This is a genomic window from Occultella aeris, assembly GCF_902703175.1.
Taxonomy (GTDB): Bacteria; Actinomycetota; Actinomycetes; order Actinomycetales; family Beutenbergiaceae; genus Occultella; species Occultella aeris.
In genome coordinates this window covers 22880-49323 of sequence record NZ_CACRYJ010000029.1, presented here as the reverse complement: position 1 = coordinate 49323, position 26444 = coordinate 22880, and the positions used below count along the sequence as shown (strand labels likewise).

Here is a 26444-nt window from a genome sequence, read left to right as displayed (position 1 = left end):
GGGTGGTGGTGCGTCGGGTGGCCGGGGTGGGTGGAGGGTGCCGTTGATGATGTGGCCGAGGAAGGTCGTGGTCTCGTCGCGTTCGCGGCGGTAGCGCAGCCCGGCCGGGGTGGTCCACTCGAACACGCCGGGTTCGGTCTGCTCGACGTCGAAGTCGCCGTGGGTCTTGAGGTTGTGGTCCCGGCCGCATAGCGGAGACAGGTTGTCCGCCGAGGTCCGCCCACCGGAGGGGTCGCCGGGCTCGTCGGACCCATCCGGGGCATCGACCCAGGGCACGTTGTGATCCAACTGGCACCCTCCCGCGGGGCACGAGCAACCGGGCCGCACGCAGGTGCGGTCCCGGGCCACGATGTGCTCGGCCAACTCCTGGGTCGGCCGGTACCGGGTATGCCCCAGATCCAGCACCGCCTCCGAGAGCGGGTCGGTGACCAGGCGCCGCCAGATCCCACCCGCCGCGATCGCCCGCGCCGTGGCCGGGGTGATCGGCCCGTACCCGGTCAGGATCGGCACCGACTCCGGATCGATCGACCGGGTCGGCGGATCCGGATGATCCGGATGCGGATCCGACGCCGCCACACCGGTCCCAGCCCCGTGCTGGCGGGGCGTGGCGGAGTTCGGACACAACGGATCCCGACACCGACCCCGCACCGACGGGTCGGCCGCGGTCGGTGCGGCAGAGGGCGCGCCCGACCCGGCTAGACCACCCGGGCCGCCGTCGGGCCCGGCCGCAGCTGGGTCACCGGAGCCCGCTCCGGTCACGGCCCCAGACGGGCCACCAGATCCCGCCCGAGCGCGCGGCGAGTCAGGGCCACCCGAACCGGTAGGGATACCCGAACCGACAGGGGTACCCGAACCGGGCGGAGTCTGCCCAGCAGCCGGAGTCTGCCCCGCAGCCGGAGCCTGCCCCGCAGCCGGAGTCTGCCCTGCGGGTGGGGTAGCCACCCCGGCTGGGGTGTCCGGGGCAGAGTTCTGGCCCGTAACCGTGACCGTGTCCCCGTCTGCGAGGAGGTCCGGGGGCAGCAGGTGCTCGATCGCGACGATCACCTGGATCTCCGGCCGCCGCCCACCCACCGTGCCGGCCAGGGGTGTGCCGTCGGGGAACTCACCCGTGGCCAACGCCTGGGAACCGACCCCGGCGAGGGCATCGAACCGCAACTGATCCAGGGTCCGGTCATCACCATCGGCCTTCGCGGCCCGGGCCGCGGCGTCCAGCGCGACATCCAACGCCAACACCTCCGGAGCAGGCCCCTCGATCCACATCGACGCCGCCCCATCGGGCAACGCCCGGGGCCGGGTGACCTTCCGGCCACGCGCCTTACGCTGGGCGCGCTCATGCGCGCCATCGGGGTCGACACTGATCAACGCCTTCGAAATATCACGCCGCAACTGCTGCGGCGTCCGACCCGCCGCCCTGGGCAACACCAGGTCCTCGACCGCCATCGCGGCCTGCCACGGCACCTCATACAACGCGTCGACCATCACCTTGGCCTTCGCCACATCGATGCGGCCCAGCCGCAACGCGGTCCCGGTCTTCGCCAGGATCGTGGTGAGCATGATGCCCTGCCGCACCAGCGACAAACACTCATACCTCGGCGCGGTCAAATCGGATCGAAAGCTCATCACCAGCGGTGCACGCCTCCCCACCGGTGACCAGAGCAAGGGCGGGCTGGTTCATCGCCGACCGCTCCGCCAGGATCGCCGCCGCCCTCGTCAACGTCTCCTGCGCAGCCGCCTGCACCCGCCGCGCAGCCGCCGCGACCTCCACCAACGTCGCATCATCGACCTCATCCAGGTCCAAGGCTTGGATGCGCGTCATCAGCGCCGGCGTCGGGAGCATCTGCGCCAACCGGGCCGCCTCGGGCAACGCCTCCCACACGGCCACCATCGCCGACAGTGCCGCCTCCAGCCCGGACCGCTGCGAGGCCAACAGCACCCGGACCGAGCCCGGTCCGGCAGGCCAGAACTGCACCCGCGAGGACCCCTCGTCCTCACCCCGGGCCGCACCGCTCACCAGCTCCTGCGCCATACCCAGAACACTATGACCGACCACCGACATTTGGATTGGCACCGAGCCCGTGGGCGACCCGAACCACCGACCGGGACGCGTTGTGATCTCTGAGGATTGAGAGGTCGTCCGCGGGCTTGTGTCTATCCCCGAAACCCTGTGATTCCGAGAATGCGAAGAGTCGATGGAAGCGAGCAAACCTCGCCACGCAGTGTCGATCAGCTGACCTGACGCCGCTGCTCGAGGTCGGCCTGGATCCAGGTCGCCGCGGCCTGCACGCGTCGATTCGTGCCAGCGTCCCGGCCGAGCCCGAGCTTGTTGAATATCGACGACACGTGGGTGTCGACGGTGCGCTCCGAGACCACCAGCGTGGCGGCGATCGCGGCGTTGCTCTGCCCCACGGCGATGAGCCTGAGCACCTCCTGCTCCCGCGGACTCAGCGTCCCCTCCAACGGTGCGGCACCCACCGCCTCGTTCTCCGGGGCATCCGGACCGGGCGCCGCCATGAATCGGGCGACCCGCGCCTCGACCGGCCGGTACCCAGCCACGAACACGACGCACAGCACCACCGCGACCGTGCTGGCCGCGAGCGCACTCGGTGTCCCGGCGCCGACCGCCAGCAAGGCGGCAAGCACCGCCGCCAACTGCGCGGTGATCGTGACCCACAGCGCACGCAGCACCCACTGTGCGGCCCGACCGATCGTGCCGGTGACGCCATCGTCCCGGGCTGCGCAAGCGACCGCCAGCCCGGGGGCCACGATGACGGGCGGGAGGCAGAACGCCACGGCCAGCGCGGCGGTCGCGATCGCGTCCTCCAGCAGGCTCGCCGCGGACCCGATCGACAGCAGTACACAGGTGGCGAGCGTCAATAGCGGCGTCGCGGCGGCGATGGCCGCGATGGTCAGGCGGCCGCGGCGCAGTCCCACGGATCGACCGGCGGCGCGGAACACGAGCGTCGGCGCGAGCGCCGCCGACACCATCCACCCGAGCGTGCTCAGGCCGAAGATCGCATCGGCCGCGGGAGACCCCAGCACGGTCCGCCCCAGCGGCGCAGACGCCGCATAGTCGGGCTCGTACGTGAGCACCCCGAACCCGGTGACCAGGCCGCAGACCGCCAGCGCCACGGGCACGATGCCTCCCCAGCGCAAGGATCCCGGGGCTTCGAGCAGTTCCTCGGCCGCTACGAGGCAACAGATGCTGCACAACGTCACCGGGATGATGAACCACGCGCCCTCCCAGGCGACCACCCACGACGACGCGTGCACCGTCGCGAGCCCGGCGACCGCGGCATAGGCGGCCAGCGACAGCGCCAGAGCGGCGACCCAGCGCGCCACCCGATGGTGCCCTGTGCCGTGCAGCACCAACCCCGACATCAGCACCACGGCGGTCACGGCGCCGACGCCCACGACGAACAGGGTGGGGCTGACCGGATCGATCCCCCGGGCCGGTGCGGTCGCGTAGGCCACGGCCGCGAAGGAGAGCGGCAGCAGGCAGCCCGGGACCCACGCCCAGAACGGGCCCAGGTCCCGGAGACTGCGAGTACCGACCGCCGCGGTCACGATCACATTGTGGTCCGGTCACCGGCCGTCGCATAGACCCAGGCCGCGGCACCGAACGCCACCGAGGCGACCAACCAGCCGATCCCCATGGCGAGGGCCGAGATGAGACCGCCGATCACGATGACCGGTGTGGACGCCATCAGCAGCACCGCGACCCACACCGGGCAGGTGCCCCGGCGCGCGGCGAGGACGGCGGCGATGCCGAGCAGCAGGACGCCGGCAGGCAGACAGACGAACAGCGCGCCCGCCAGCATCGCGAGCGGTTGGGCGTCGTATGCCGCGATCAGGCTCAGCACCTGGGCATCGTCGAGGCCGGCGGCCGGCGCGACCGAGATCGCGGCGACAGGTCCGGGATAGGTCGCGACGACGAACCCGACGAACGCGATCGCGGCCGCGGCGCCCCCGAACCGAGGTGCGCCACGCCGGACGGCCGCGCCGACCACGAGTGCACCCGCGGCCCCGAGGAGGCCTGCGAGGAAAAGCAGCAGCACGCTGAGTTGCGCACCGGCGGGATCGGCCATGATCTTCGCGGCCGAGGTGGGGATCGAGTCGGCGACCGCGTAGGAGGAGGTCAGTGCCCAGCCGGCCATGCAAGCCGGGCCGAGCGCAGCGACGGCGGCCAGGGCGAGACGGGTCGTCCTGGACAGGCCGACGGGGGCGATTGGAACCTTGGGCTTCAGCGTGGTGATGTTCATGCCCCGGAACGTACGGAGAGCGGCCCGGCCGAGGCATCCGTGCCACCACCGGAACATGCTCGGATCGCCCGATTCCGTGCGGGCACGGACCCAGGATCAGACGAGCATGGACACCGGCTCCTCGACGACCCGCGTGAACGCCGCGAGCCACTGCGCTGCCACGACGCCGTCGGCGATCCGGTGGTCCGCGGACAATGTGCAGGTCATCACGGTGGCGATCGCGAGGGCACCGTCGGTGACGACCGGCCGCTGCTCGGCCGCGCCGACGGCGAGGATCCCCGCGTGCGGCGGGTTGATGATCGCCGCGAACTCCCGCACGCCGTGGGCACCGAGGTTGGAGACGGTGAACGAGCCGCCCTCGAGTTCGTCCTGGCGCAGCCGTCTCTCGCGCGCCCGCGCGGCGAGGTCGGCGATCGCCTCGCTGAGCTCACGCAGGCGCATCCGCTCCACGCCCCGGACCACCGGCGTGTACAGCCCGTGGTCGGTGGAAACGGCGACGGCGACATCCACCCCCGTGAAGTGGCGGACCGCATCGTCGGTCCAGCTGGCGTTCAGGTTCGGCACCCGTTCGTGCGCGGCGGCGACCGCTCGGACCACGAGGTCGTTCACGGAGACGCGCCGGCCGCCGTCGGCGTTGATCCGACGGCGCAGGTCCAGCAGGGCGTCGACGCGGATCTCCGCGGACAGGTAGTAATGCGGCACGGTCGCCTTGGACTCCGTCAGTCGGCGGGCGATGGCGCGCCGCATCCGGGTGTGCGGGACGTCGGTGAAGGCAACGGCGGCTTTCGCCGACCGGTCCTGCCCGACGGCGGTCGCCGGCTGATCCCGGACGGTGTCCGTGGTGTCCGTGGTGTCTGCCGCGCTCGCGGCGGCCTCGACGTCCCTGCGCACGATGCGCCCGCGCGGCCCCGAGCCGCGCAACGAGGCCAGGTCGAGGCCTCGGTCCCGGGCCAGCTTGCGGGCGAGTGGGCTCGCGAAGATCCGCCCGCCCCGGGTGGCGAGCTCGCCCGCGGCCGGGGCATCGTCGCGCGCGTTCGGCGCGGCACCCGACCCACCACCTACGGCGACCCGACCGCCCGAGTCCACTCCGCCGTCGGGCCCCGCGCCACCACCCGATCCACCATCGACGGCGACCTCACCAGCCGGGCCCGCTCCGCCGTCGGGCGTCGGGTCCTCCTGCCCCACCTGCGCGAGGAACGCCGCCAACACGGCGTCGTCCTCGCCGGGGGCGAGCAGCACCGCGATGGGTGCGCCGACGTCGACCGTCGCGCCGGCGGCCACGAGCCGGCGCCCGAGGACGCCGTCGGACTCGGCCTGGTACTCCACCACGGCCTTCTCGGTCTCGATCTCGGCGAGCGGCTGGCCGACGCGCACGCTCGCGCCCTCCGCGACCAGCCAGGTCGCCAGTACCCCCTCGGTGGCATTCGCGAGAACCTCCGGCATCCGAACGATGGTGGGCATCGCTCACACCTCCATCGTCGCGACGCGCTCGAGGGCGGCGAGCACCTCGTCGGTGCGGGCGATCGCGGCACGTTCGAGGACCTTGGAGATGCTCGGGGACGCCTCCGACCCGTGCACGCGCTGCACGGGCTGGTCGAGCCAGTCGAAGAACCGCCGGTTGATCTCGTCCGACAGCCACCCGCCGTAGGACGTGCCGACCGCGCCCTGCTCGACGATCAGCACCGTGTTCGTCTTGCGGATCGATTCGCCGACCGTCTCCCAGTCCAGGCTCGCCCGGTCGAGCCAGCGCAGGTCGATCACCTCGGCGTCGATGCCGTGCTGCTCGACCGCCTCGAGTGCGTGGTTGACCATGCTCAGATAGCTCAGCACGGTAAGCGCACCGCCCCGCCTACGCACCGACGCCCGGCCGAGCTCGATGCGGTAGTCGAGGTCGTCGACGGGCACCGGGCCGGTGGTCTGGTACAGGTCCACGTGCTCCAGGACGAGCACCGGGTCATCGAGCGCCAGCGCGGTGTTCATGAGGCCGATGTAGTCGAACGGGGTGGACGGCGCCACGATCCGCCAGCCGGGGCTGGTCGCGAAGATCCCGGCCGGGTCCATCGAGTGCTGGGAGCCGTAGCCGCTGCCCGCGGCGACCTTCGTGCGCAGCACCAGTGGCACCGCGCTGGTGCCGCCGAACATGTGCCGCGCCTTGCCGATCTGGTTGAAGACCTGATCGGCCGCCACCCACATGAAGTCCGGGTACATGAACTCGACCACCGGGCGGAACCGGCCATCCAGGGCGATGCCGCCGCCGAGCCCGGCGAACGCGTTCTCCGAGATCGGGGTGCCGAGGATCCGTCCCGGGAAGCGCGCCGGCAAGCCCTTGGTGACCCCGTTCGTGCCACCGGCGAGCTTGTGCACGTCCTCGCCGAGCACCACGTACCGCTCGTCGGTCTCCATGCGGCGGCCCATGACGGCGGCCGCGCACTCGACGAGGCTGCGCTCGGCGAGTTCTCCGGTGTACTCGGCCGGCTCCAACGTCCGACCGCCCTCGAGCTCACGGGCGTCGCCGCGGACCCCGACGTCCACGAAGGTGCGCTCCGGCCACAGCCCGGGCCGGATCCGGCGGCTGCCGGGCTTGCCGTCCGGGTCCGCCTCGATCAGCTCGGCGGCGACCTCGGCCATCACCCCGGAGGCCTGTTCGCGCACCGCGGCGTCGTCGGTGAGCAGACCGCGGGCGGCCATCTCGGAGGCCACCCGCGCGAGCGGGTCCCGCGCGCGCCAGGCGGCTTCCTCGTCCTTGCTGCGGTAGCCGAACGCGCTGCCCGGGTAGGGGCCGTTCTGGTGGAAGAACCGGTAGACCTCCGCCTCGATCACGGCCGGCCCGTTGCCCGCGCGCAGGTGCGCGAGGGCCTGCGTGGTGGCGAGGTGCACCGCGAGCGGGTCCATCCCGTCCACCCGCCAGGCGGGGATCCCGAAGCCGGGCCCGCGCCCGGACAGCCGTGGCTCGCCGGTCGCCTCGGCGACGCTCGTCGACACCGCGTAGAGGTTGTTCTCGATGAAGAAGCACAGCGGCAGGTCCCAGGCCGCGGTGAGGTTCATCGACTCCAGCACCGACCCGATGTTCACGGCGCCGTCGCCGAAGTAGGAGATCGTCACGTCATCGGTGCCGGCGTGCCGCTGCGCCCAGGCGTTGCCTGCGGCGAACGGCACTCCCCCGCCGACGATCGCGTTCGTGCCGAGCGCACCGGCCTCGTGCCACTGCAGGTGCATCGACCCACCGCGGCCGCTGCAGAAACCAGGGGCGAGGCCGAGGATCTCCGCGAGGGTGCGGCTCAGCACGGTGCGGATGTCCGCGGTGACGAGCGCGGTGAGGTCGATGCTCGGGCTCACGTGTGAGATCGCTTTCGCGAGGAACTGGTGGTGGCCGCGGTGGGACCCGTTGACCCCGTCCGAGGAGCGCAGCCCGACGATGGATCCGACGGCGCCGCCCTCCTGCCCGATGCTGGAGTGCGCCGGGCCATGCACGAGGCCCGCGCCGGCGAGTTCCAGCACGGTCTCCTCGAACGCCCGGATCAGGTGCAGCTGGCCGAGCATCGCCGCGAGCAGCGCCGGGTCCGCCTCATCCCAGTCCTGCGGCGTGCTCCGCACCTCGACCCACGGGACCGAGGGGGTGAGCGTATTGACCTGCGGCATCGCAGTTCTCCTTCGACGGCGGCGTTGAACGAGTGAGCTGCCTCAGGATATGGCCCTATTGGATCCAATAACAAGATGAACGACGGCGGATGTTACGCAAACCTAGCCAGTTGTGTTTCGTATGGATACATTTGGGCGAACTAGCGCTCTCAGTGTGGACAGGAGGCTCCCATGGCACTACCCGGGCTCGTCGGCACCGAGCACGTCGGCTTCACCGTCCCGGATCTGGACGAGGCCACCCGGTTCTTCGTGGACGTGATCGGCTGCGAGTGGCTCTACTCGCTCGGCCCGTTCGAGGACCCCGACGGCGACTGGATGGCCGACCACCTGAACGTGGAGCCACGCACCGTCATGCGCGAGAACCGGTTCTTCCGGTGCCGCACCGGGCCGAACTTCGAGGTCTTCTCCTACGACCCGCCCACCCCGGCGGCACCGCAACCCCGCAACAGCGACATCGGCGGGCACCACCTCGCGTTCTACGTCGAGGACCTGGACGCCGCTGTCGCCTACCTGCGCGAGCAGGGCATCCGGGTGCTCGGCGAGCCGACCGCGAGCTCGCGACACAACACCGGGCAGCGCTGGGTCTACTTCCTGTCCCCCTGGGACATGCAGTTCGAACTCGTGAGCTACCCGAACGGCAAGGAGTACGAAAAGTCGGCGACGACGCTACTTTGGCACCCGGCACATCCGAACGACTGACCCGATCGGACCGGGCCGACCGAGCAGCACCGAGAAGGGAGCGGCGTGGCGAGCATCCCACGGGCGGACGCCCTCGCGTCCCAGCGCATCGTCGCGGGCCTGCGCGCACAGATCCTGGCCGGCGACCTCGAACCGGGCGCACGGATCCGCCAGGAGGACCTCGCCGAGAGGTTCGGGGCGAGCCGGCTCCCGGTCCGCGAGGCCCTGCGACTGCTCGAGGCCGAGGGTCTGGTGCGCCTGGTCGCGAACACCGGCGCATGGGTCGCCAGGCTGAGCCTGACCGAGTGCACCGAGGCGTACCTGATCCGCGAGCGTCTGGAGCCGCTGCTGCTGGCGGAGTCCATCCCGTCCTTGACCGAGCCCGCCGTGTCCGAGCTGGACCGGCTCGCCGACGCCATGGAGTTCGCGGACCTGGAGACGTTCCTGGTGCTGGACCGGCAGTTCCACATGCTGTCCTTCAGTGGCGCGGTCTCGGAGTCGCTCGCGGCCCAGGTCCGCCGGCTCTGGAACACCACCCAGCACTACCGGCGGGCGTTCGCCATCCACGTGGACATCCAACACAGCCACCTCACCCATCACGAGCACCACCTGATGGTCGACGCGATCAGCCGCCGCGACCCCCAGGACGCCGAGGCGCTGGCGGCCCTGCACATCCGCCGGACCCGCAAGGCGCTGGCCGAGCACCCGGAGCTCTTCGACGTAGCATGAGGCGTGCGCACGCCGAGCAAGTGGGAACAGAAGGTCAGCCAGAACCCCGAGCACTCGCACTGGTACGTGCAGCGGTTCCGGACCATGGCTGCGGACGGCGCAGACCTTGCCGGTGAGGCGCGGCTGATCGACGCCATGCTGCCGCGCGGGGCGCGGGTCCTGGACGCCGGCTGCGGGCCGGGCCGGGTCGGCGCCTTCCTGGCCGGGGCCGGCCACGAGGTCGTCGGCGTGGACGTCGACCAGGTGCTCATCGAGGCCGCCCGGACCGATCACCCGGGCCCGACGTGGCTCGTCGGCGACCTCGCCGAACTCGACCTCCCGACGGCGGGGGTCGCCGAAGGCTTCGACGTGATCGTCTGCGCGGGCAACGTGATGACGTTCCTCGCCACGGGCACGGAGGTGGAGGTGCTGCGCCGGTTCCGCGAGCACCTGAACGACGGCGGTCGTGCCGTGGTCGGTTTCGGCGCCGGGCGAGGCTATGAGTTCGAGACGTTCCTCGCCGACGCCGCGACCGCCGGGCTGACTGTGGACACCATGTTCTCCACGTGGGACCTGCGCCCGTTCGCGCCGGACTCGGACTTCGTCGTGGCGGTGCTCAGCAAGGGCTGAGCCGCCGCCAGTCGAGTCGGCGCAGAGCCGTCACTCGGTCGACAGGGCGGATCTGATTCCCCACCGATAGCCATCGGGGTCTGCCACGACCGCATACGACTGCCCCCAGGGCATGTCGGCGAGTTCCTGGACCACTCGACCTCCGTGCGACCTGATGGTCTCGACGAACGCCACCGCACCGGGCCTGGCATCGATGGTGACGTCGAGCGTGGCAGAGCCCGCCGCTGCGGCAGGAGCGGAAGAATCCCACCAGGCAGCGAACTCCGTCCCGTGCAGGCAGACCGGAGCGAAGCCGGTCGTCGCCGCCCAGGCGCCCGGTGCCTCGTTGCCCGGCAACATGATCGGTCGTAGCCGGCAGCCCACGGCCTCGTAGAAGGCGCGACTGCGCTCAAGGTCCGAGACCACAAGGTTGATCTGACTCACGCTCATCGACCGAGTCAAGCAATCCTCGGAGCGGGCCGTCAACGTTCGCAGGCTACGTCCGCTCGTGCGGGCGCCCGCCCAGATACAAGGCGGACAGCTCCGGGTCCGCGAGCAGGTCCGCGGCCGGACCGGTGATGTGCAGCCGGCCGAGGTCGAGCACACAGCCGATGTCCGCCGTCTCCAGGGCCCGCCGGGCGTTCTGCTCGACCAGCAGCACCGCGGTACCCGCATCACGCATCGTGACGATCTGCTCGAACACGGCTGCGGTCGTCTTCGGGTCCAGGCCCATCGACGGCTCGTCGAGCAACACCACCTTCGGGTCCACCATGAGCGAGCGGGCGAACTCCACCTGCTTCTGCTGGCCGCCGGAGAGCAGCCCCGCGAGCGAGGACCACCGCTCCCCCACCACGGGGAACAGGTCCTTCACGAACGCGGTCCGCTCCGCGATCAGAGCCCGGTCCTTGACCGAGTAGGCACCGAGGCGGATGTTCTCCTCGACCGTCATCTCGGGGAACACACTGTGTCCCTGGAGCACATGGGCCAGGCCACTGGCGAGCCGCTCCTGGGGCCCTTGCCGGGTGACGTCGACGCCGTCGACCAGGACCTGTCCGGCGCGCGGGGTGAGCATGCCGCTCGCGACCCGCAGCACGGTGGACTTGCCGGCGCCGTTCGGCCCGACGAGGCACACGATCGTGCGCGGTGGGACCTTGACCGTCAGGCCGCGCAGGACGAGGGCGGCGCGGCCGTACCCGGCCTCGATCCCGTTCAGCTCGAGCAGGTTCGCGGCCCCGGTCGCACGCGTGGTCCCGGACCCAGGCTCTGGTGCCGGCGACGTGGGCTGTTCAGACGCCAAGGTAGGCCTCCAGCACTCGCGGGTCCGCCTGGACGTGGGCCGGGTCGCCCTCGGCGATCGGCCGGCCTCGGTCGAAGACAACCACGTGATCGGACAGGCTCATCACCAGCTCCATGTTGTGTTCGACGACCACGAAGGTGCGCCCCTCGGCATTCAGCTCCCGGATCAGTGCCGAGATCCGCCCGATGAGGGCGGGGTTCACGCCACCGGCGGGCTCGTCCAGCATGATGATCTCGGGGTCGCCCATCAGGACGCCCGCGAGCTCCAGCAGCTTCTGCTGCCCGTAGGAGAGGTTGCGCGCCTCGGCGTGCTCGAGGTGATCGATGCCGACCCGCCGCAGCCACACCCGGGCCGCCGCGATCGCCGTCGGGTTCTTCGCGGAGCCCAGGGCGCCGGTCAGGGAGGGGTTCTTCACCGCGACGAGCAGGTTTTCCAGCACGGTCATCCGCGGGAAGATCCGGCACACCTGGAAACTGCGGCCGAGTCCGAGCCGGGCGATCCGGTCCGGGGACGATCTGGTCACGTCGTGGCCGGCCAGCGTCACCGTGCCGGCATCGGCGCGGATCATCCCGGTCACACAGTTGAAGAAGGTGGTCTTGCCGGAGCCGTTCGGCCCGATGATGGCGTTCACCTTGCCGGGCTGGAAGGACACGCTGGCGTCGACCACGGCGTGCACGCCGCCGAAGGACTTGCTCAGGTTCGCGACCTCGAGAGTGACGGTCATGGCTTGCTCGCCTCCTCGGCGTCCCGCTCGGCGGCCAGGTCCGCCGCGCTGATCTCCCGGATCGAGGAGGCCTGCGGCCCGAACCGGGCGAACAGGCCCTTCACCGCCGGGATCACACCCTCCGGCATGAACAGCACCACCACGGCCAGCAGCAGTCCGGTCGCGACCAGGTGGAACTGGGTATCCCCGTACTGGGCCTTGAAGAACTCGATCGCGATGCCGACCACCAGGGCGCCGAGGAGCGGGCCGAACAGGGACCGGACGCCCCCGAGCAGCGACATCAGCACCATGTACGCGCCCATCATGATCGAGAACTGGAACACCGGGTCCAGGTCACCGAACCAGAGCGCGTAGAGCCCACCGCCGAGACCGGTGAAGAACGCGGACAGGATGAACGCGACCAGCTTGGCGCCGGTCGTCGGCACCCCGAGCGAGCGCGCCTTGTCCTCGTCCTCGCGGACCGCCTTCAGACCCATCCCGAACCGGGACCGGTCGATGGCCCACCAGGCGAGGAGCATCACCGCGAGCAGGCCGAGATAGATGTAGTAGAAGGTCCGGTGGTGGTCGGTGCGGATCAGGTCCGGGAACGGCCGCGGCAGCGAGAGCCCACCGGAACCGCCCGTGATCGACCCCATCGACTGGAACATCAGCAGCAGGATGAGCACGAACGCGATCGTCACGATCACGAACGAGGCTCCCCGCACCCGCAGGGCCGCGATCCCGATGGGCACCGCGATCACCGCCACGATCAGCGCCGCCAGGGCGAGGGCGAGGAACGGCGAGACACCGGCCTTCACCACGAGGATCCCGGTGCCGTAGGCGCCGAGGCCGAAGTAGGCGGCGTGGCCGAGCGAGATGTACCCGGTGAACCCACCCATGAAGTTCCAGCCGGTCGCGGTCACCGCGTAGTTGAGGATCACCACGCCGGTGGAGAGCAGGTACCCGACCTTCGTGGTCTGCGGGAACACCACCAGCACCGCGGCGAGGGCCAGGAGGGCGATCACCCTCGCCGCGGTCAGCCAGCGGGCCCCGGTCAGGGCGCGCTCGAGTTCCAGCGTCTCAGAAGCGTTGCGCAAGGCGACCTCCGAAGAATCCCTGCGGGCGCACCATCAACGTCACGAACAGCGCCACGTAGAACACGGTCTGCGCCCAGGTGGTCCCGAGCGGGATCTGCAGCAGCGACTGCGAGATCCCGAGGACCATCGCCGCGATCGCCGCTCCCGGCACCGACCCGAGGCCGCCGACCACGATGATTGCCATCAGCGGCCCGATCCAGTGCCAGTGCAGGGACGGGTAGATGGTCGCGTCCATCGCCAGCGCGGTACCCCCGACGGCAGCGGTCGCCAGTCCCAGCCCGAAGCCGTAGCTGGCCACACGGTCGGTGTTGATGCCGACCAGCTGCGCCGCCTCCTTGTTCTGGATCGTGGCCCGCAGCGCCTGGCCGAACCCGGTCTTCTTCAGTATCAGCCACAACGCTCCGAGCGCGAGCACGGCCAGCGCGAACGCGACGAGCTTGACCACCGGCACCTCGGCCCCGAACAGGGGCACGCTCGCCGAGCCGTAGCTGAAGTGGATCCGGCGCTGCACGCCCGTGAACACGAACCCGAGCATGCCCTCGATGATCAGCGCGATCGCGAACGTGAGCAGCACCGACATCATCGTGAGCGTGGCCGGCTTCAGCCGGGTGATCAGCAGCCGCTGCAGGCCGACTCCGACGACGAAGAACAGCGGCACCGTGATCACGAGCGAGAGGAGCGCGTCCAACCCGGTCCTGGTCGCGAAGAACCAGGCCAGGTAGGCCGCGAGGATCAGGAACGCGGAGTGGGCGATCTGCACCACCCGCATCACCCCGAAGTACAGCGTCAGTCCCGAGGCCAGCAGGGCATAGAGCCCACCCAGCAGGATCCCGAGAATGAGGCTCTGGACGAGTAGCGACATGAGGCCTCAGGTCACCATTCCGGCTTGATGTTGATGAACTCGGCCGTGGCCTGGTCGGCCGGCAGCACGATCTCCGGCTGGCCGGCCACGTACTGCTGGATGAAGTGGGCGCCGTTCGGGCGTCCCGCCTCGTCCCAGGCGAGGTCACCGACCACGGTCGGCACGGTGTTGGCGTGCAGCCAGTCGATCAGTTCCTGCTGGCACTCGCCCTGCTCGGCGCACCCGACCGCCTCGACCGCGGCCTGGACCACCTGCCCGGCCGTGTAGGCGTTCGCCTCGTCCTCGCTGGGCTCGCGGTCGTACAGCTCCGCGATCGCCTCGACGAACTCGGCGTTGCCCGCGTAGTCCGCCGTCGGGGAATATCCGGTGGGGGCGAGCACGCCCTCCACGCCAGCACCGAGAGCGTCCACGAACTCCGGCAGCGTCGGCGCCGTGGTGAACGCGGCCATCCGCGGCTGGTAGTTCAGCTGCTGCACCGCGACGATCATGTTCACACCGTCCTGGTACTGCGTGCCGCCGACCATCAGGTCCGCATCGGCCTCGGCCAGCGCCGCGGCGATCCCGGAGAAGTCGGTGGTGTTCGGCGGGTACACCTCGTCGACGAGCGTGGTGATGCCGGCCTCCTCGAGCTTGTCCTTGAGGCCGTAGGCTGCGCCCTGGGCGAGGGGGTCGTCCATCGTGGCGTACGAGGCCGTCTGCGGACGTTCGTCCTCGGGCATCTCCATGATGTAGTCGAAGAGGTAGTTGTAGTGGTCGTCGGCGATCGCCGGCGCCGCGTAGAAGAGGTTGCCGTAGCCCGCCTCGAAGATGTTCGCGGCGGCACCGGCGGGCTCGACGAAGAGCATCCCGTACTCGTCGACCACGCGGGCCGAGGCGAGCACGAGGCGGCTCGAGAACGGACCGATCACGAGGTCGACCTCGTCCTGGGTGATCAACGCCTCGTAGTCGGCGACGACCCGGTCCGCGTTGGACTGGTCGTCCACGATCTTCAGCTCGATCTGGCGCCCGAGGAGGCCGCCGTTCGCGTTGACCGTCTCCGCCCAGAGCTCGTAGCCACGCTGCACGCCCTGGCCCGGTTCGGCGAAGTCACCGGTGAGCGGGAGCGAGATCCCGATCAGGATGGGGTCGTCGCCACCCTCGCCGTCGTCGTCGCCCTCGTCGCCACCGCCACTGCACGCGCTCAGGATCAGCGCCGTGGCACCGATCCCGGCGATCAACGCCGAGGTCCGGCGCCGTCGTGAGGTCCACCTGCTCATCAGTTCCTCCTGTGCATCATTGCCATCGACCGAGGTACTTCGCACTCGAGAGCGCGGGTTCATCTGCAATCGTTTGCCGTTCTAGCTACAGTGCTGCCGCGGCGGATCCAGATGTGTTGGGAGTGACGCTATCCGACCCCGGCGACATCCGTCAATGAATCGGCCACCCGACTTCGAAGCGCCGTTACCCCTGACATCGCGCCGATTGTCGACGCTCGCCATGGCAACGGCAGCGCTCGCGTAGGCAGGTCGTGGTACGCCACGTCGGAATGCCGCTCGCCTTGACGACGGCGCACCCCGAGCCTACATTCAAGCAACCGTTTGCAGTCCGTCGGGGTCGGCGAGGACCCGGAAACGAGGCCGCTATCACCGCACCGGGGCGCTCCCTGCGTCTGCTCCTGGCGGCCGCGTTCCTGAGCTCGGTCGACCGGATGCTGATCGCGCCACTGCTGCTGCCGATCGCTGAGGACCTGGGCACGACGGTCGCCGCGGTCGCGACCACGGCGACCGTCTATTTCATCGGCTACGGCTGCACGCAGGTGCTCTGGGCGTTCGTCGCGGACCGGATCGGTCGCGTGAACGCGCTCCGGTTGGCACTGGCGTTGGGCGGCCTGGCCACGCTCGCCTCCGCGGCGGCACCCACCATCGAGGTCCTGATGGTGCTGCGGGCGTTGGCCGGGGCCGCGTTCTCGGCGGCGGTGCCGACGGCGCTGACGTACGTCGGGGACTCGGTCGAGTCGCGGGACCGGCACGGCCCGCTGGCGGACATCATGACCGCCACGGCGCTCGGCATGGCCGCCGCAACGCTCGGGGCCGCCGCGCTCGCCGACCTGATGAACTGGCGGCTCCCGTTCGCCGTCGGGGGTGTGCTCGTCCTCGGCTTGGTCGTGGCCCTGCGGCGGCTGCCCGAGCCGGAGCGGACCGGACCGCGACTGCCGATCGGCGCCTCGGTGCGTCGGGTGGTCACGAGCCGATGGGCGGTCGCGGTGATCGTTCTGGTCGCGGTCGAAGGTGCCCTGTTCCTCGGCGCGCTGCCGTTCCTGCCGACGCTGCTGCAGGCCGGCGGGATGAGCACCGCGCTGTCCGGCGTCGTCACCGCCGCGTACGGGGCGTTCATCGTCGTCTTCGCGGTTCTCGTGAAACGCCAGGCCCGACGGCGTAGCCCGGCCTTCCTGATCGGTGTGGGTGGGGCGAGCGCCACGGCGGCGTTCGCCGCGCTCGTCGTCGATCAGGGCGCCGCGGGTGTTTTCGCGGCGTGCGCCCTGCTCGCCGCCGCCTGGGCGTTCGCGCATTCCACCATGCAGAAGTGGATCACCGAAGTGGTCCCAGCGGCGCGGGCGGTCGCGGTGAGCCTGTTCGCATCCGGGTTGTTCCTGGGCAGCGCACTCGGGACCGCCCTCGGGTCGGGCGCGGTGGCCGGGGGCCACTACCAGGCGTTCGCGTGGGGCTTCGCCCTGGCGACGGCACCGTTCGCCGTGGTCGTCACTGCCGCCCGGCGGGCGTACCGGGACGACGACCTCACGCCCCCGAAGCAGCCTCGATAACCTCGTCGAGAACTTCCCGGGACGACGCGAGCTGCGCGATCCTGGCGTCGATCCGGGCCCGCTCGCCGAGCAGGGTCTCCACCAGGGAGGGCGTCGCCACCGCCGCGGGACCACCGTCACAGTCGCGCATGCACGGCAGTACGTCCGCGATCGTCCGGCTGGACAGCCCGGCGGCGAACAACTTCTGGATATGGATCACCCGGTCGACGGCGGACTCGGTGAACTCCCGGTGCCCACCCCCGGTGCGCCGGGCCGCCAGCAGGCCCTGCTCCTCGTAGTACCGAAGCGACCGCTCACTGACCGCGGTCCGTCGCGCCAACTCCCCGATCCGCATCACATCTCCTGCCGCCATCGGCCACCTCGTACTTGAATCTGACACCAGTGTGAGGTCTTACCGTTCCGACATGTCGAACGACCTGCTCCTGAGCCCGTATTCCCGCGGCCGCCTGAACCTGCCGAACCGCCTCGTCATGGCGCCGATGACCCGCTACCGCGCGGCCGCGGACGGCACCCCGCTGCCGATCGTCGCCGAGCACTACGCCCAGCGCGCGTCGGCCGGGCTCATCATCAGTGAGGGCATCTACCCCGACCGCCGCGGCCAGAGCGGGTGGCGGCTGCCGGGACTGACCGACGCCGCGCACGTGGCCGGGTGGCGGCGGGTCACCGATGCGGTGCACGCCCGGGGCGGTCGGATCTGGGCCCAGTTGATGCACGGCGGCCGCAACGGACACCCGCTGGCCGGGCTGGCCGGAGCACTGCCGATCGCACCCAGCGCGGTGCCGGCGGCCGCCTCCGTGCACCTGCCGGACGGCACCAAGGCGGCGCCGGTGCTCCCCCGGGTCATGTCCGAGCGGGACATCGCGGACACGGTGGCCGCCTACGCCACCTCGGCCCGGCTCGCGATCGACGCCGGCTTCGACGGCGTCGAGCTGCACGGGGCGAACAACTACCTGATCCACCAGTTCCTCGCCGACAACACGAATCTGCGCACGGACGACTACGGTGGCGGACCCGAGGGCCGGGCGAGGTTCCCGCTCGAGGTGACCTCCGCCGTCGCCGGCGCCATCGGAGCGGACCGCACCGCGATCCGGCTCTCTCCGGGCAACCCCCAGTTCGGGATCACCGAGGCCGACCCGGGGCCCGTCTACCGGCCGCTCGTGGACCGGCTGGACCACCTCGGCCTGGCCTACCTGCACCTCACCGACGGCGACGACTACCCTGCCCTGGCGGACCTGCGCCCGCGCTGGCACGGCACCCTGATCGCGAACGTCGGCGAGAACCGGGACCAGACCACCCGCGACGCCGGCGAGCAGACCCTGCGTTCCGGGCTCGCGGACCTGGTCTCCTACGGCCGGGCGTTCCTGGCCAACCCGGACCTGCCGGCCCGATTCGCGGTGCGGGCACCGCTGAACCCGATCGACCAGGCCCACCTGTACACGCCGGGTCCGCGCGGCTACCTCGACTACCCCACGCTGGTCAGCGCGGCGGCGCCGTCGAGCCCCGCACCACCAGCTCGACGGGCAGGCTGATCACGGACGTCGCGGTGTCCTCGCCGGTGAGCAGGCGCAGCATGATCCGCGCGGCCTCGGCGCCGAGCAGGGCGTGCGGCACCCGGATCGTCGTCAGCGGCGGGGCGAGCTTGTCCACGTAGGGCATGTCGTTGTACCCCACCACGCTGACGTCCTGGGGGCAGCGCAGGCCCCGCTCGCGCAGCACGTCGCAGGTGCCGATCGCGATCTGGTCGTTGCCGCAGGCGATCGCGGTCGGCGCACTCTCAGCGTCCGTAGCCTCGAACAGCGCCGCGGCTGCGGCCGCACCGGCCTCGACCGAGTAGGTCGCGCACTCCAGGACGAGGTTCGGGTCCACGGTCAGCCCGAACTCGTGCATGCTCTGCCGGAACGCCCGCGCGCGCGCTCGGCCGGTGGACAGGAACTGGGGGCCGGCCAGGTGCGCGATCCGGGTGTGCCCGAGCTCGGCGAGGTGCCGAACGGCCATCTCCATGCCGCCGGCGTCGTCGCCCACCACGAGCGGGATCCGGGCACCCTCGACCCGTCGGTTGACGAGCACGAGCGGGCGGTCCCCGTCTGCCGCATGTCGGAGCACCTCGTCCTCCAGTTGGGCGCTGGCCACGATCAGCCCGTCCACCTGGCGACCGATGAAGGCCTCCAGGACGTCCCGCTCCCGGTCGATGTCGTTGTCGGTGTTGCCGATCAGGCAGGTGTACCCGGCCTCGGTGAGTACCGCCTCGGCGCCCTTGACGATGGGCGGGAACAGCGGGTTCGTGATGTCCGGGACGATGATGCCGACGGTCATACTGCGTGAGGTCTTCAAGCCACGGGCCATCGGGTTCGGTCGGTAGGCGAGCTCCTTGGCGGCCCGCTGGACCTTGCGCACGGTGTCCGGGTTGACCATGCCCTGGGTGGCCGGGTTGAGCGCGCGCGAGACCGTGCCCGGATGCACCCCGACCCGGTCCGCGACGTCTTTGAGGGTGGCGCCCCGCGCCCCCGGTGGCCTCACCAAGCCACCGCGATGTACTTCGACTCGGTGTACTCCACCATGCCCTCGTGACCTCCCTCGCGCCCAAGACCGGACTGCTTCACCCCACCGAACGGGGCCGCCGGATCGGAGACGAGGCCTCGGTTCAGGCCAACCATGCCAGACTCCAGGGCCTCGCTGACCCGAAGCCCGCGGGCGAGGTCGCCGGTGTAGACGTAGGAGACCAGCCCGAACTCGGTGGAGTTCGCCAGGGCGATGGCCTCCGCCTCGGTCTCGAACGTCACCACGGGTGCGACCGGTCCGAAGATCTCCTCGTCGAGGAGCTGTGATCCGGCCGGTACGCCGGCCAGCACGGTCGGCGCGTAGAAGTAGCCGTCGCCCGTGATCGCCCCGCCACCGGTGCTCACCGTGGCACCGCGTGAGACGGCGTCCCCGACGAGTTCGCTCACCTTGTCCACGGCGGCTTGGTTGACCAAGGGCCCGACGGCGTTGGCCCGGTCGATCCCGGGGCCGACCGTGAGCGCGCCCATCCGCTGGGCGAGGCGCTCAGTGAACTCCTCGGCGATCCCCGCCTGCGCGTAGAACCGGTTCGCGGCGGTGCAGGCCTCGCCGCCGTTGCGCATCTTGGCCACCATGGCGCCGTCGAGTGCGGCCTCCAGGTCCGCGTCGTCGAACACCAGGAACGGCGCGTTCCCACCGAGCTCCATGGAACTGGAGATGACCTGCTCGGCGGCGACCCGGAGGAGGGACCGACCGACCTCGGTGGAGCCGGTGAAGGAGAGCTTGCGCACCCGCGGGTCGCCGAGGATCGCCTCCCCAACGGGGCCGGAACGGCGCGAAGGCAACACGTTCACCACGCCGTCGGGCACTCCGGCCTGCGCCAGCAGGGCGCCGATGGCGAGCGCCGTGAGCGGCGTGTCCGAGGCGGGTTTGAGGATCACCGTGCACCCGGCCGCGAGCGCCGGGCCGATCTTGCGGGTCGCCATCGCCGCCGGGAAGTTCCACGGGGTGATCAGCAGTGCAATGCCGATCGGCTGGCGGACCACCATGATCCGGTTCGAGCCCGACGGCGCGGTGGTCAGCTCGCCGTGCAGGCGCACCGCCTCCTCGGCGTACCAGCGGAAGAACTCGGCGGCGTAGCGCACCTCGCCGAGGGCGTCGGCGAACGCCTTGCCGTTCTCGCGCACGATCAGTTCGGCGAACTGCTCCTCGCGGTCGGTCATCAGGTCGAACGCGCGGCGCAGGATGCTCGAGCGTTCCCGGGGTGCGGTCGCGGCCCAGCCGGCGGCCGCGGCCGCGGCGGCGTCCACGCACCGGCCGGCGTCGGCGACGGTGCCGTTCGCGACTGTCGCGATGACCCCAGCGGTGGCGGGGTCGATCACGTCGAACGTCGAGGCGTCGTCGGCGGGGCTCCACCTCCCGCCGATGAGGAGGTCGGTGGGTACCTCGAGTCCGGTCACCAGGTCGGTCAGCATCGGTCGGTCCTCCGTCGGGTCCGCGGGCGTGCGTGGGTCTTCGTCCTCAGTATGGGTTCGTCACGAACAGTTCGTCCGCCGGGAACAAGGTGATGACCTTGGGGCCGTCGGCGGTGACCACGATCTCCTCCTCGATCCGGGCGGCGGACACCCCGTCCGAGGCCGGGCAGTACGTCTCGAGGGCGAACACCATTCCCTCCTGGAGCTCCATCGGGTGCTCCAGGGAGTTCAGCCGGGAGATGATCGGCCGCTCGTGCAGAGCCAGGCCGAGACCGTGCCCGAACTGCAGGCCGAAGGCGGCCATCTCGGAGTCGAAACCGAAGTCCTCGGCCTTCGGCCAGACCCGGGCGATCTGGTCGGTGCTCACGCCGGGCCGGACCAGGTCGATCGCGGCATCGATCCACTCCCGGCACTGGGTGTAGGCGTCCTTCTGGGGCTGCGTGGCACGGCCGACCACGAAGGTGCGGTAGTAGCACGTCCGGTAGCCCATGTAGGACTGGATGATGTCGAAGAACGCCTGGTCGCCGGGCCGGATCAGGCGGTCGGAGAAGTTGTGCGGGTGCGGGTTGCACCGCTCCCCGGAGACGGCGTTGATCGCCTCCACGTCGTCCGAGCCCATGTCGTAGAGCTGCTTGTTCGCGATCGCGACGAGCTCGTTCTCCCGGATGCCGGGCTTGAGGGCCTCGGACAGCGTCTGGTAGACGCCGTCCACCATCGCGGCCGCGGTGCTGAGCAGGGCGATCTCGTCCGCGGACTTGATCTGCCGTGCGTCCAGCATGACCTGCTGGCCGTCCCGGACGTCGAGCCCGACGCGCTGCAGTTCCAGCACCATCGGCAGCTCGGCGATGTCCACCCCGATCGGCAGGTCCGCGACCCCGGCCGCCGCGAGCTCGCTGCGGATCTCGGCGACGGCGCGCGCGATCAGCCCGGCGTCCGGGGCGACGGAACCGCGCAGTCCGAGCATGCCCGGCCGGGAGTTGCCCGGCTGCAGCCAAGGCGCGTAGATCTCGTGGTGCAGCGCGGCCGAGCCGAAGTCCCAGACGATCGGCTCGCGGTCGCGCATCAACAGCGCGTACCGGGCCACCTTGTCCCTGGCCCACTCGCCGATCATCGTCGAGGTGAGGTAGCGGATGTTATTGACGTCGAAGACGAGCAACGCGCCCAGTTCCGATGCGTCCAGGGCGGCGCGGGCCCGGGCCAGCCGGTAGGAGCGCAGCCGGTCGTAGTCGACCCGCTCCTCGAAGTCGACGGCCATCCGGCCGGGGGACGGGGTCAGGCTCATGGTCACCATGTCAGGCCTTCCGTTCGCAGTTGCTGGCAGGTACGCGAGGGGGTCGGTTCGGCTGGGGTCAGCTGAGGCCGTCGGAGACGGCGGCATCCTCGGGCTCGAGGGTGAGGCCGGCTGCCCGGGCCTGGAGCTCCAGCAGGACCGCGAAGTCCTCGCTGACGTGTCCCTCCCCAACGGCGGCGGAGACGAGCTGGTGCACCAGGGCGGCCACCGGCATCGGTGCGTCGAGGCGGCGACCGGCGGCGAGGCCGAGGTCGAAGTCCTTGCGCAGCAGCACCGGGGTGAACGTCGGCGTCAGGTCGAGGTTCACGAACGCCGGCGTCTTGTACTTCGTGAACGTCGAGCCCAGCACCGAGTCGTTCAGGAACGCCAGGAAGTCGGCCCTGCTGATCCCACCCTTCTGGGCGAGCACGGTGATCTCCGCCAGGGACTGGGTCACCACGCCGAGGAACAGGTTGTGGCAGATCTTGACCAGGCGGGCCCGCTCGCCCTCGCCGACGTAGGTGACGGCGCGGCCGATCGCCTGCAGCTGGGACTCGACCTCGTCGTGGACCTCGCGAGGTCCGGAGGTGACGATGGTGAGCCGGCCGGCGTCGATGACCTTCGCGTTCCCGGACACCGGGGCGGCGAGCATCCGGGTGCCGCGCGCGGTCACCTCCGTCCGGATCGCCTCGCCCTCGTCCGGATCGACGGTCGAGGAGTCGACGAGCAGGCGAGGTCCGGCGCCGGCCGCGAACAGGCCGCCCTCACCGAAGAGCACCGCGTGCAGGTCCGCGCCGGTGGAGACCATCGTGTAGACGACGTCCCGGTCCGCCAGGTCCGCGGGGCGGTCGACGACGGTGGCGCCGTCCGCGATCAGCGCCTCGGCCTTGGCCCGGGTCCGGTTGTACACGGCAACGTCGTGCCCGGCGGCGAGCAGGCGCCGGGCCATGGCCGCGCCCATCCGCCCGGCCCCGATCCACCCGATCCGCGCTTGTGTCTCCTGGGACATCGATGTCTCCTGCAATCGTTTGTTGGCTTGTGTTGAAAGTACCAGAGTGGGTATGGAGATACTAGAGCCGCAATCCATTGCAGTCGACGAGGCGCGGCCTTTGGGCCAGCGGTCCGCACGCCCGCGCGGCTCCAGTGACCCGAAGTGCGGGTCAGCGCCCACGTGACCCACAACTCGCGTCAGCGGAACGTGCGTCGGGGAACCCCGTCGTGACTCCACTGACCCGAAATGCGGGTCAGCGCCCCTTGACCCACAACTCGGGTCAGCCGAACGAATGTGGGAACTCCGTCGTCACTCCACTGACCCGAAATGCGGGTCAGCGCCCCTTGACCCACAACTCGGGTCAGCGGAACGAGGGTCTCGTGGAAGAGGCGAGGGTGCTACTTGCCTCTCGAGCGGCGTCGGGCGGTGACCAGGGCCACCGTCACCCCGACGACGACGAGCAGGGTCGCGAGCGCACTGGCCAGCGTGATGGAGCCGCCCGGGGTGAGCGCGTTGAGCACCTCCGCGGCGATCACCTGGCCGGCGATGGTCAGCAGGGCGAGGGTGAGCACACCGTGCACGTGCACCAGCGCGGCGGCCAGGAAGATGAACGTGATCCCGATGAGCCCGGCCAGGTACATCCACCACTGCGTGGGCCACGCCCCGAGATCCTCCCCTGGTGCGATCAGGCTAACGGCCAGGAACACGACCACCACGGTGGTCGCCAGGGTCACGTTCAGCACGGTGGACGGCACCGGCCCGGCGATCCGGGCGACCCGGCCGTTCACGGCCTGCTGGAACGCATTGCCCGCTCCACCGAGGAACGGCAACAGCACCAGGACGACGACCTCCCAGGAAGCGTCCGGCCCGGTCGCGACCCCGCCGATAGAGGCGATCAGCACCGCCGCGACGGCCGACCCGGCGGCGACGACGCGGCCCGGACTCAGGGGTTGCGGGCCGCCCGGGGCCAGGCTGGTGCGATCGACCAGCAGGGCCGCCGTGGTCTGGCCCGCGACGGCGGCGACGGCGAACAGGGCCACCCCGATCACGCTCACCGAGAGCGCCTGGCTGAGCACGAACACACCGCCGACGCAGCCGCCGACGAACGTCCACCACGGGTAGGAGCCGGACCGGATGGCGCGCGCGAGTGTGACCACGCCCCGCCGCGCCGTCGGGATCGAGACCGCGATGATCAGGATCGTCGTCAACCCGCCGAGCATCGAGACCGTGGCCGCCACTCCGGCCGCGCGCATCCCGGTGCCGAGCTCGGCGCGGAACGTGCCGTTGATGAGGGCCTGCACCGACGTCAGCGCCCCGGCGATGACCATGACCGGGATGCTGGCGATCCGCACCCAGCGTGGTGTGGACGCGTAGTCGACGCCGGGCGGACGCCCGCCCGCCGTCATCGCCTATCGGGCGTGGCGGTGTCAGGGGTTTCGGGCGGACCGACCGTGAGCGCGATGCCGTCGAGGATGTCGTGCTCGCTGGTCCGCACGTGGGTGAGCGATCCCCCGGCGGCGGCGACCTCGGCGACCACCCGCGAGATGATCTCGAACCAGATCAGCGCACCGGCAGCGATCACGTCCACGCGGCCGGGGTGCAGGTAGGGCAGGGCGACCCGCGCCGCCCGGTCCATCGCGACCAGGTCCTGGCAGGCGGCCAGGGCCTGGTCGACGGGCAGCATGGCACCGTCGATCCGCTCCGGGCGGTAGGTGTCCAGGCCGAGGGCATGGGCGGTGACGGTGGTGACCGACCCGGCGACGCCCACCAGGGTGGCCACCTGGCCGAGCGGCACCCGTGCCGCGGCGTCGTCGAGGAGGGTGCGGATGGCCGCCGCGGCCGCCTCGACCTGCGCCGGGGTGGGCGGGTCGTCGCGCAGGTGCCGCTCGGTCAGGCGCACCGATCCGATGTCCAACGAGATGGACGCCGTCGGGCTCGTCCGCCCGAGGACCAGCTCGGAGGACCCACCACCGATGTCGACGACGAGGTAGGGGGCCTCGGCCCGCGGCCCGATCCCACTGATCACGCCGGCGAACGAGAGGGAGGCTTCCTCGGCCCCGGAGATCACCTCCGCCGGAACGCCGAGACGCTCACGGACGCCGTCGAGGAACTCGTCCCGGTTGCTCGCGTCACGGGTCGCCGAGGTGGCCACGAACCGGATCGCCTCGACGCCATGCTCCCGGCACAGCTGCGCGTAGGTCTCGGTCGCGGCGAGGGTGCGAGCCAGTGCGACCGGGTCGAACCGGCCGGTCGCGTCCACGCCCTGCCCGAGCCGGACCATCTCCAGCCGGCGGACCACATGCGTCAGCGAGCGCCGGTCCGGGGACCGGTCCGCGATGAGCAGCCGGATGGAGTTCGTTCCGCAGTCGATGGCAGCCACACGAGTCACCCCCACAGCCTCCCACCTCCGGGCGTCAACAGGTGCAGCGGTCCGGTCTCCAGACATCCGCGATGAGCGCGAGGGCCTCGTCGCCGAGCGGATTCACGCCGGGCCCGGCCGCGAGCGAGTGCGCGACGAGCACGTGCAGGCACTTCACCCGGGTGGGCATGCCGCCGGCGGAGATGCCGTCGATCTCGGGGACCTCGCCCAGCTCGGCGCGCTGGGCGAGGTAGTGCTCGTGCGCGCGGGCGTAGTCGGCGGCGAGCTCGGGGTCCTGGGTGAGGCGCTCGGACATCTCACGCATCACCCCGCTCGCCTCCAGGGTGCTCACGGCGGCGACGGCACCGGGACTGGTCAGGTAGTACGTCGTGGGGAACGGCGTGCCGTCCTCCAGGCGGGGGGCGGTGCGGACCACGGTGGGACGGCCGCACACGCACCGGGCGGCCACGGAGACCACACCGCGGGCCGGGCGGCCGAGCTGCTCGGCGAGCACGTCCAGGTCGGCGGCGCTCACGCCGGACGGGGTCACACCATCGCTCTCGGAGGCGGTCATCAGTCGGAGACCTCCCCGGCCACCTGGACGGAGTCCCACACGGTCAGGTACCACGGGCCGGTCGGGGGCACGCTCACGGGTCCGTTCTCGGCCGGGTCGGCGGCGGGCTCCTCGCCGGTGATCGTCTCGGGGTCGACCACCCGGTAGGGGGTCTCCCCCGGCATCACGAACCCGAGCCGGTCGCGCGCCCTGGCCTGCACGTAGGCGTCGTCGTTCCACTGCTCGACGGCGTCGGTCAGTTCGGCGTTGCGCTGCTCGGCGGCCACGATCTGGGCACTCAGGGCACGGTGGCGTTCCTGCTGGGTGATGTACGCGCGCAGCGTGGGAGCGAGCACGATGAAGGCCATCAGGATCACCACGAAGAGCACGAGGGTGCGGACCGTGATCTGTCGTGGCGCCTTGTGTACCTCGGTGCTGGCGCCGGCCTGCTTCGCCGCGCTGGCCCGGCGGGCGGCCGTCGGCTTCGCGGCCGGCTTGGCGGCAGGCTTCGCGGCGGACCTCGCTGCGGGCTTCGCGCCGGACTTCGCAGCGGCCGACGCAGACCGCGGTGTGCGCGCAGAGGCCGCGCGCACACCGGTGGCAGCGCGGCTCGACGTGGCGGGCCGATTCGTCGTCGCCACGGACCCG

The 26444-nt window shown here is 71.1% G+C and carries 26 protein-coding genes; 5 read left to right on the top strand and 21 right to left on the bottom strand.

Translation table 11 applies throughout. From position 1 onward, the window contains the following. From HALOF300_RS10680 to HALOF300_RS10655, 6 genes are all read right to left on the bottom strand, one after another. Nucleotides 1-1569, bottom strand: a 1569-nt coding sequence (locus HALOF300_RS10680) for an HNH endonuclease signature motif containing protein (protein WP_231955240.1), incomplete at its 3' end; no start/stop codon positions are given. 13 nt (nucleotides 1570-1582) lie between these two features. Continuing rightward, entirely contained in the window at nucleotides 1583-2026 is a 444-nt protein-coding gene (locus tag HALOF300_RS10675) for a hypothetical protein (protein ID WP_156740946.1), read from the bottom strand. Nucleotides 2027-2223: 197 nt separating this feature from the next. Beyond that, nucleotides 2224-3564 carry a helix-turn-helix transcriptional regulator gene (locus HALOF300_RS27520; protein WP_269455279.1) on the bottom strand — a complete coding sequence of 447 codons (1341 nt, stop codon included), beginning with the start codon at nucleotides 3562-3564 and terminating at the stop codon, nucleotides 2224-2226. Between the two features lie 2 nt (nucleotides 3565-3566). Continuing rightward, nucleotides 3567-4259 (bottom strand): hypothetical protein, encoded by a 693-nt coding sequence (locus HALOF300_RS10665; RefSeq protein ID WP_156740945.1) that lies wholly within the window; start codon nucleotides 4257-4259, stop codon nucleotides 3567-3569. A 96-nt stretch (nucleotides 4260-4355) separates the two neighbouring features. Then, nucleotides 4356-5720, bottom strand: a complete 1365-nt coding sequence (locus HALOF300_RS10660) for a 2-oxo acid dehydrogenase subunit E2 (protein WP_156740944.1) — start codon at nucleotides 5718-5720, stop codon at nucleotides 4356-4358. Nucleotides 5721-5723: 3 nt separating this feature from the next. Next, complete coding sequence (locus HALOF300_RS10655) at nucleotides 5724-7898, bottom strand: alpha-ketoacid dehydrogenase subunit alpha/beta (protein WP_156740943.1); 2175 nt, start codon at nucleotides 7896-7898, stop codon at nucleotides 5724-5726. Between the two features lie 171 nt (nucleotides 7899-8069). Here HALOF300_RS10655 and HALOF300_RS10650 point away from each other — a divergent pair, with 171 nt between their 5' ends. From HALOF300_RS10650 to HALOF300_RS10640, 3 genes are read left to right on the top strand one after another with little or no spacing between them, the layout of a single operon-like run. Further along, the gene (locus HALOF300_RS10650) at nucleotides 8070-8597 is read left to right on the top strand and encodes a VOC family protein (RefSeq protein ID WP_156740942.1); all 528 of its coding nucleotides are present in this window, start codon (nucleotides 8070-8072) and stop codon (nucleotides 8595-8597) included. A 45-nt stretch (nucleotides 8598-8642) separates the two neighbouring features. After that, complete coding sequence (locus HALOF300_RS10645) at nucleotides 8643-9305, top strand: GntR family transcriptional regulator (RefSeq protein WP_156740941.1); 663 nt, start codon at nucleotides 8643-8645, stop codon at nucleotides 9303-9305. Nucleotides 9306-9308: 3 nt separating this feature from the next. Further along, nucleotides 9309-9914: a class I SAM-dependent methyltransferase gene (locus tag HALOF300_RS10640; RefSeq protein WP_197522465.1), complete on the top strand. Its 606-nt coding sequence runs from the start codon at nucleotides 9309-9311 to the stop codon at nucleotides 9912-9914. A gap of 30 nt (nucleotides 9915-9944) precedes the next feature. On the opposite strand, the gene HALOF300_RS10635 is transcribed toward HALOF300_RS10640, so the two are convergent. Genes HALOF300_RS10635 through HALOF300_RS10610 form a run of 6 tightly spaced genes read right to left on the bottom strand, consistent with a single transcriptional unit; the run spans nucleotide 9945 to nucleotide 15108 of the window. Continuing rightward, nucleotides 9945-10379 (bottom strand): VOC family protein, encoded by a 435-nt coding sequence (locus tag HALOF300_RS10635; protein WP_156740940.1) that lies wholly within the window; start codon nucleotides 10377-10379, stop codon nucleotides 9945-9947. 10 nt (nucleotides 10380-10389) lie between these two features. Then, nucleotides 10390-11190, bottom strand: a complete 801-nt coding sequence (locus HALOF300_RS10630) for an ABC transporter ATP-binding protein (protein ID WP_156740939.1) — start codon at nucleotides 11188-11190, stop codon at nucleotides 10390-10392. Beyond that, on the bottom strand, nucleotides 11180-11914 hold the full coding sequence (locus HALOF300_RS10625) for an ABC transporter ATP-binding protein (RefSeq protein ID WP_156740938.1): 735 nt from the start codon (nucleotides 11912-11914) through the stop codon (nucleotides 11180-11182). Before HALOF300_RS10625 ends, HALOF300_RS10630 begins: the two co-directional genes overlap by 11 nt. Beyond that, nucleotides 11911-12990 carry a branched-chain amino acid ABC transporter permease gene (locus HALOF300_RS10620; protein ID WP_231955238.1) on the bottom strand — a complete coding sequence of 360 codons (1080 nt, stop codon included), beginning with the start codon at nucleotides 12988-12990 and terminating at the stop codon, nucleotides 11911-11913. The genes HALOF300_RS10625 and HALOF300_RS10620 overlap by 4 nt, the downstream gene beginning before the upstream one ends. Further along, nucleotides 12974-13852 (bottom strand): branched-chain amino acid ABC transporter permease, encoded by an 879-nt coding sequence (locus HALOF300_RS10615; RefSeq protein ID WP_156740937.1) that lies wholly within the window; start codon nucleotides 13850-13852, stop codon nucleotides 12974-12976. Before HALOF300_RS10615 ends, HALOF300_RS10620 begins: the two co-directional genes overlap by 17 nt. An 11-nt stretch (nucleotides 13853-13863) precedes the next feature. Next, a complete protein-coding gene (locus tag HALOF300_RS10610; protein ID WP_156740936.1) occupies nucleotides 13864-15108 on the bottom strand; it encodes an amino acid ABC transporter substrate-binding protein in 1245 nt (414 codons plus the stop codon). Between the two features lie 269 nt (nucleotides 15109-15377). Here HALOF300_RS10610 and HALOF300_RS10605 point away from each other — a divergent pair, with 269 nt between their 5' ends. Continuing rightward, nucleotides 15378-16652 (top strand): MFS transporter, encoded by a 1275-nt coding sequence (locus tag HALOF300_RS10605; RefSeq protein WP_156740935.1) that lies wholly within the window; start codon nucleotides 15378-15380, stop codon nucleotides 16650-16652. On the opposite strand, the gene HALOF300_RS10600 is transcribed toward HALOF300_RS10605, so the two are convergent. Continuing rightward, complete coding sequence (locus tag HALOF300_RS10600; RefSeq protein ID WP_231955235.1) at nucleotides 16627-17004, bottom strand: MerR family transcriptional regulator; 378 nt, start codon at nucleotides 17002-17004, stop codon at nucleotides 16627-16629. The genes HALOF300_RS10605 and HALOF300_RS10600 overlap by 26 nt on opposite strands. Before the next feature lie 52 nt (nucleotides 17005-17056). Between HALOF300_RS10600 and HALOF300_RS10595 the strand changes: the two genes are divergently transcribed. Next, nucleotides 17057-18181 (top strand): alkene reductase, encoded by a 1125-nt coding sequence (locus HALOF300_RS10595; protein WP_156740934.1) that lies wholly within the window; start codon nucleotides 17057-17059, stop codon nucleotides 18179-18181. On the opposite strand, the gene HALOF300_RS10590 is transcribed toward HALOF300_RS10595, so the two are convergent. The 8 genes from HALOF300_RS10590 to HALOF300_RS10555 all read right to left on the bottom strand — a co-directional run bounded on the left by HALOF300_RS10590 (nucleotide 18129) and on the right by HALOF300_RS10555 (nucleotide 26437). Continuing rightward, on the bottom strand, nucleotides 18129-19169 hold the full coding sequence (locus tag HALOF300_RS10590) for a LacI family DNA-binding transcriptional regulator (RefSeq protein WP_197522463.1): 1041 nt from the start codon (nucleotides 19167-19169) through the stop codon (nucleotides 18129-18131). The genes HALOF300_RS10595 and HALOF300_RS10590 overlap by 53 nt on opposite strands. Further along, the gene (locus HALOF300_RS10585; RefSeq protein WP_156740933.1) at nucleotides 19166-20623 is read right to left on the bottom strand and encodes an NAD-dependent succinate-semialdehyde dehydrogenase; all 1458 of its coding nucleotides are present in this window, start codon (nucleotides 20621-20623) and stop codon (nucleotides 19166-19168) included. The genes HALOF300_RS10590 and HALOF300_RS10585 overlap by 4 nt, the downstream gene beginning before the upstream one ends. A gap of 46 nt (nucleotides 20624-20669) precedes the next feature. Beyond that, entirely contained in the window at nucleotides 20670-21905 is a 1236-nt protein-coding gene (locus HALOF300_RS10580; protein ID WP_231955232.1) for a M24 family metallopeptidase, read from the bottom strand. 67 nt (nucleotides 21906-21972) lie between these two features. Further along, nucleotides 21973-22902, bottom strand: a complete 930-nt coding sequence (locus HALOF300_RS10575; protein WP_156740931.1) for an NAD(P)-dependent oxidoreductase — start codon at nucleotides 22900-22902, stop codon at nucleotides 21973-21975. 380 nt (nucleotides 22903-23282) lie between these two features. Continuing rightward, a complete protein-coding gene (locus HALOF300_RS10570) occupies nucleotides 23283-24290 on the bottom strand; it encodes a DMT family transporter (protein ID WP_156740930.1) in 1008 nt (335 codons plus the stop codon). After that, the gene (locus HALOF300_RS10565; RefSeq protein WP_269455278.1) at nucleotides 24287-25273 is read right to left on the bottom strand and encodes a Ppx/GppA phosphatase family protein; all 987 of its coding nucleotides are present in this window, start codon (nucleotides 25271-25273) and stop codon (nucleotides 24287-24289) included. The genes HALOF300_RS10570 and HALOF300_RS10565 overlap by 4 nt, the downstream gene beginning before the upstream one ends. Before the next feature lie 25 nt (nucleotides 25274-25298). Then, a complete protein-coding gene (locus HALOF300_RS10560) occupies nucleotides 25299-25817 on the bottom strand; it encodes a DUF501 domain-containing protein (RefSeq protein WP_156740928.1) in 519 nt (172 codons plus the stop codon). Then, on the bottom strand, nucleotides 25817-26437 hold the full coding sequence (locus tag HALOF300_RS10555; RefSeq protein WP_156740927.1) for an FtsB family cell division protein: 621 nt from the start codon (nucleotides 26435-26437) through the stop codon (nucleotides 25817-25819). The genes HALOF300_RS10560 and HALOF300_RS10555 overlap by 1 nt, the downstream gene beginning before the upstream one ends. Between the last annotated feature and the right edge of the window lie 7 nt (nucleotides 26438-26444).

What these genes read in the sequence shown, in the direction of transcription:
- HALOF300_RS10675 (WP_156740946.1), bottom strand. Translation starts at nt 2,026, where the DNA reads ATGGCGCAGGAGCTGGTGAGCGGTGCGGCCCGGGGTGAGGACGAGGGG.
- HALOF300_RS10665 (WP_156740945.1), bottom strand. Translation starts at nt 4,259, where the DNA reads ATGAACATCACCACGCTGAAGCCCAAGGTTCCAATCGCCCCCGTCGGC.
- HALOF300_RS10660 (WP_156740944.1), bottom strand. Translation starts at nt 5,720, where the DNA reads ATGCCCACCATCGTTCGGATGCCGGAGGTTCTCGCGAATGCCACCGAG.
- HALOF300_RS10655 (WP_156740943.1), bottom strand. Translation starts at nt 7,898, where the DNA reads ATGCCGCAGGTCAATACGCTCACCCCCTCGGTCCCGTGGGTCGAGGTG.
- HALOF300_RS10650 (WP_156740942.1), top strand. Translation starts at nt 8,070, where the DNA reads ATGGCACTACCCGGGCTCGTCGGCACCGAGCACGTCGGCTTCACCGTC.
- HALOF300_RS10625 (WP_156740938.1), bottom strand. Translation starts at nt 11,914, where the DNA reads ATGACCGTCACTCTCGAGGTCGCGAACCTGAGCAAGTCCTTCGGCGGC.
- HALOF300_RS10615 (WP_156740937.1), bottom strand. Translation starts at nt 13,852, where the DNA reads ATGTCGCTACTCGTCCAGAGCCTCATTCTCGGGATCCTGCTGGGTGGG.
- HALOF300_RS10610 (WP_156740936.1), bottom strand. Translation starts at nt 15,108, where the DNA reads ATGAGCAGGTGGACCTCACGACGGCGCCGGACCTCGGCGTTGATCGCC.
- HALOF300_RS10605 (WP_156740935.1), top strand. Translation starts at nt 15,378, where the DNA reads ATGCCGCTCGCCTTGACGACGGCGCACCCCGAGCCTACATTCAAGCAA.
- HALOF300_RS10600 (WP_231955235.1), bottom strand. Translation starts at nt 17,004, where the DNA reads ATGGCGGCAGGAGATGTGATGCGGATCGGGGAGTTGGCGCGACGGACC.
- HALOF300_RS10595 (WP_156740934.1), top strand. Translation starts at nt 17,057, where the DNA reads ATGTCGAACGACCTGCTCCTGAGCCCGTATTCCCGCGGCCGCCTGAAC.
- HALOF300_RS10585 (WP_156740933.1), bottom strand. Translation starts at nt 20,623, where the DNA reads ATGCTGACCGACCTGGTGACCGGACTCGAGGTACCCACCGACCTCCTC.
- HALOF300_RS10580 (WP_231955232.1), bottom strand. Translation starts at nt 21,905, where the DNA reads ATGAGCCTGACCCCGTCCCCCGGCCGGATGGCCGTCGACTTCGAGGAG.
- HALOF300_RS10575 (WP_156740931.1), bottom strand. Translation starts at nt 22,902, where the DNA reads ATGTCCCAGGAGACACAAGCGCGGATCGGGTGGATCGGGGCCGGGCGG.
- HALOF300_RS10570 (WP_156740930.1), bottom strand. Translation starts at nt 24,290, where the DNA reads ATGACGGCGGGCGGGCGTCCGCCCGGCGTCGACTACGCGTCCACACCA.
- HALOF300_RS10560 (WP_156740928.1), bottom strand. Translation starts at nt 25,817, where the DNA reads ATGACCGCCTCCGAGAGCGATGGTGTGACCCCGTCCGGCGTGAGCGCC.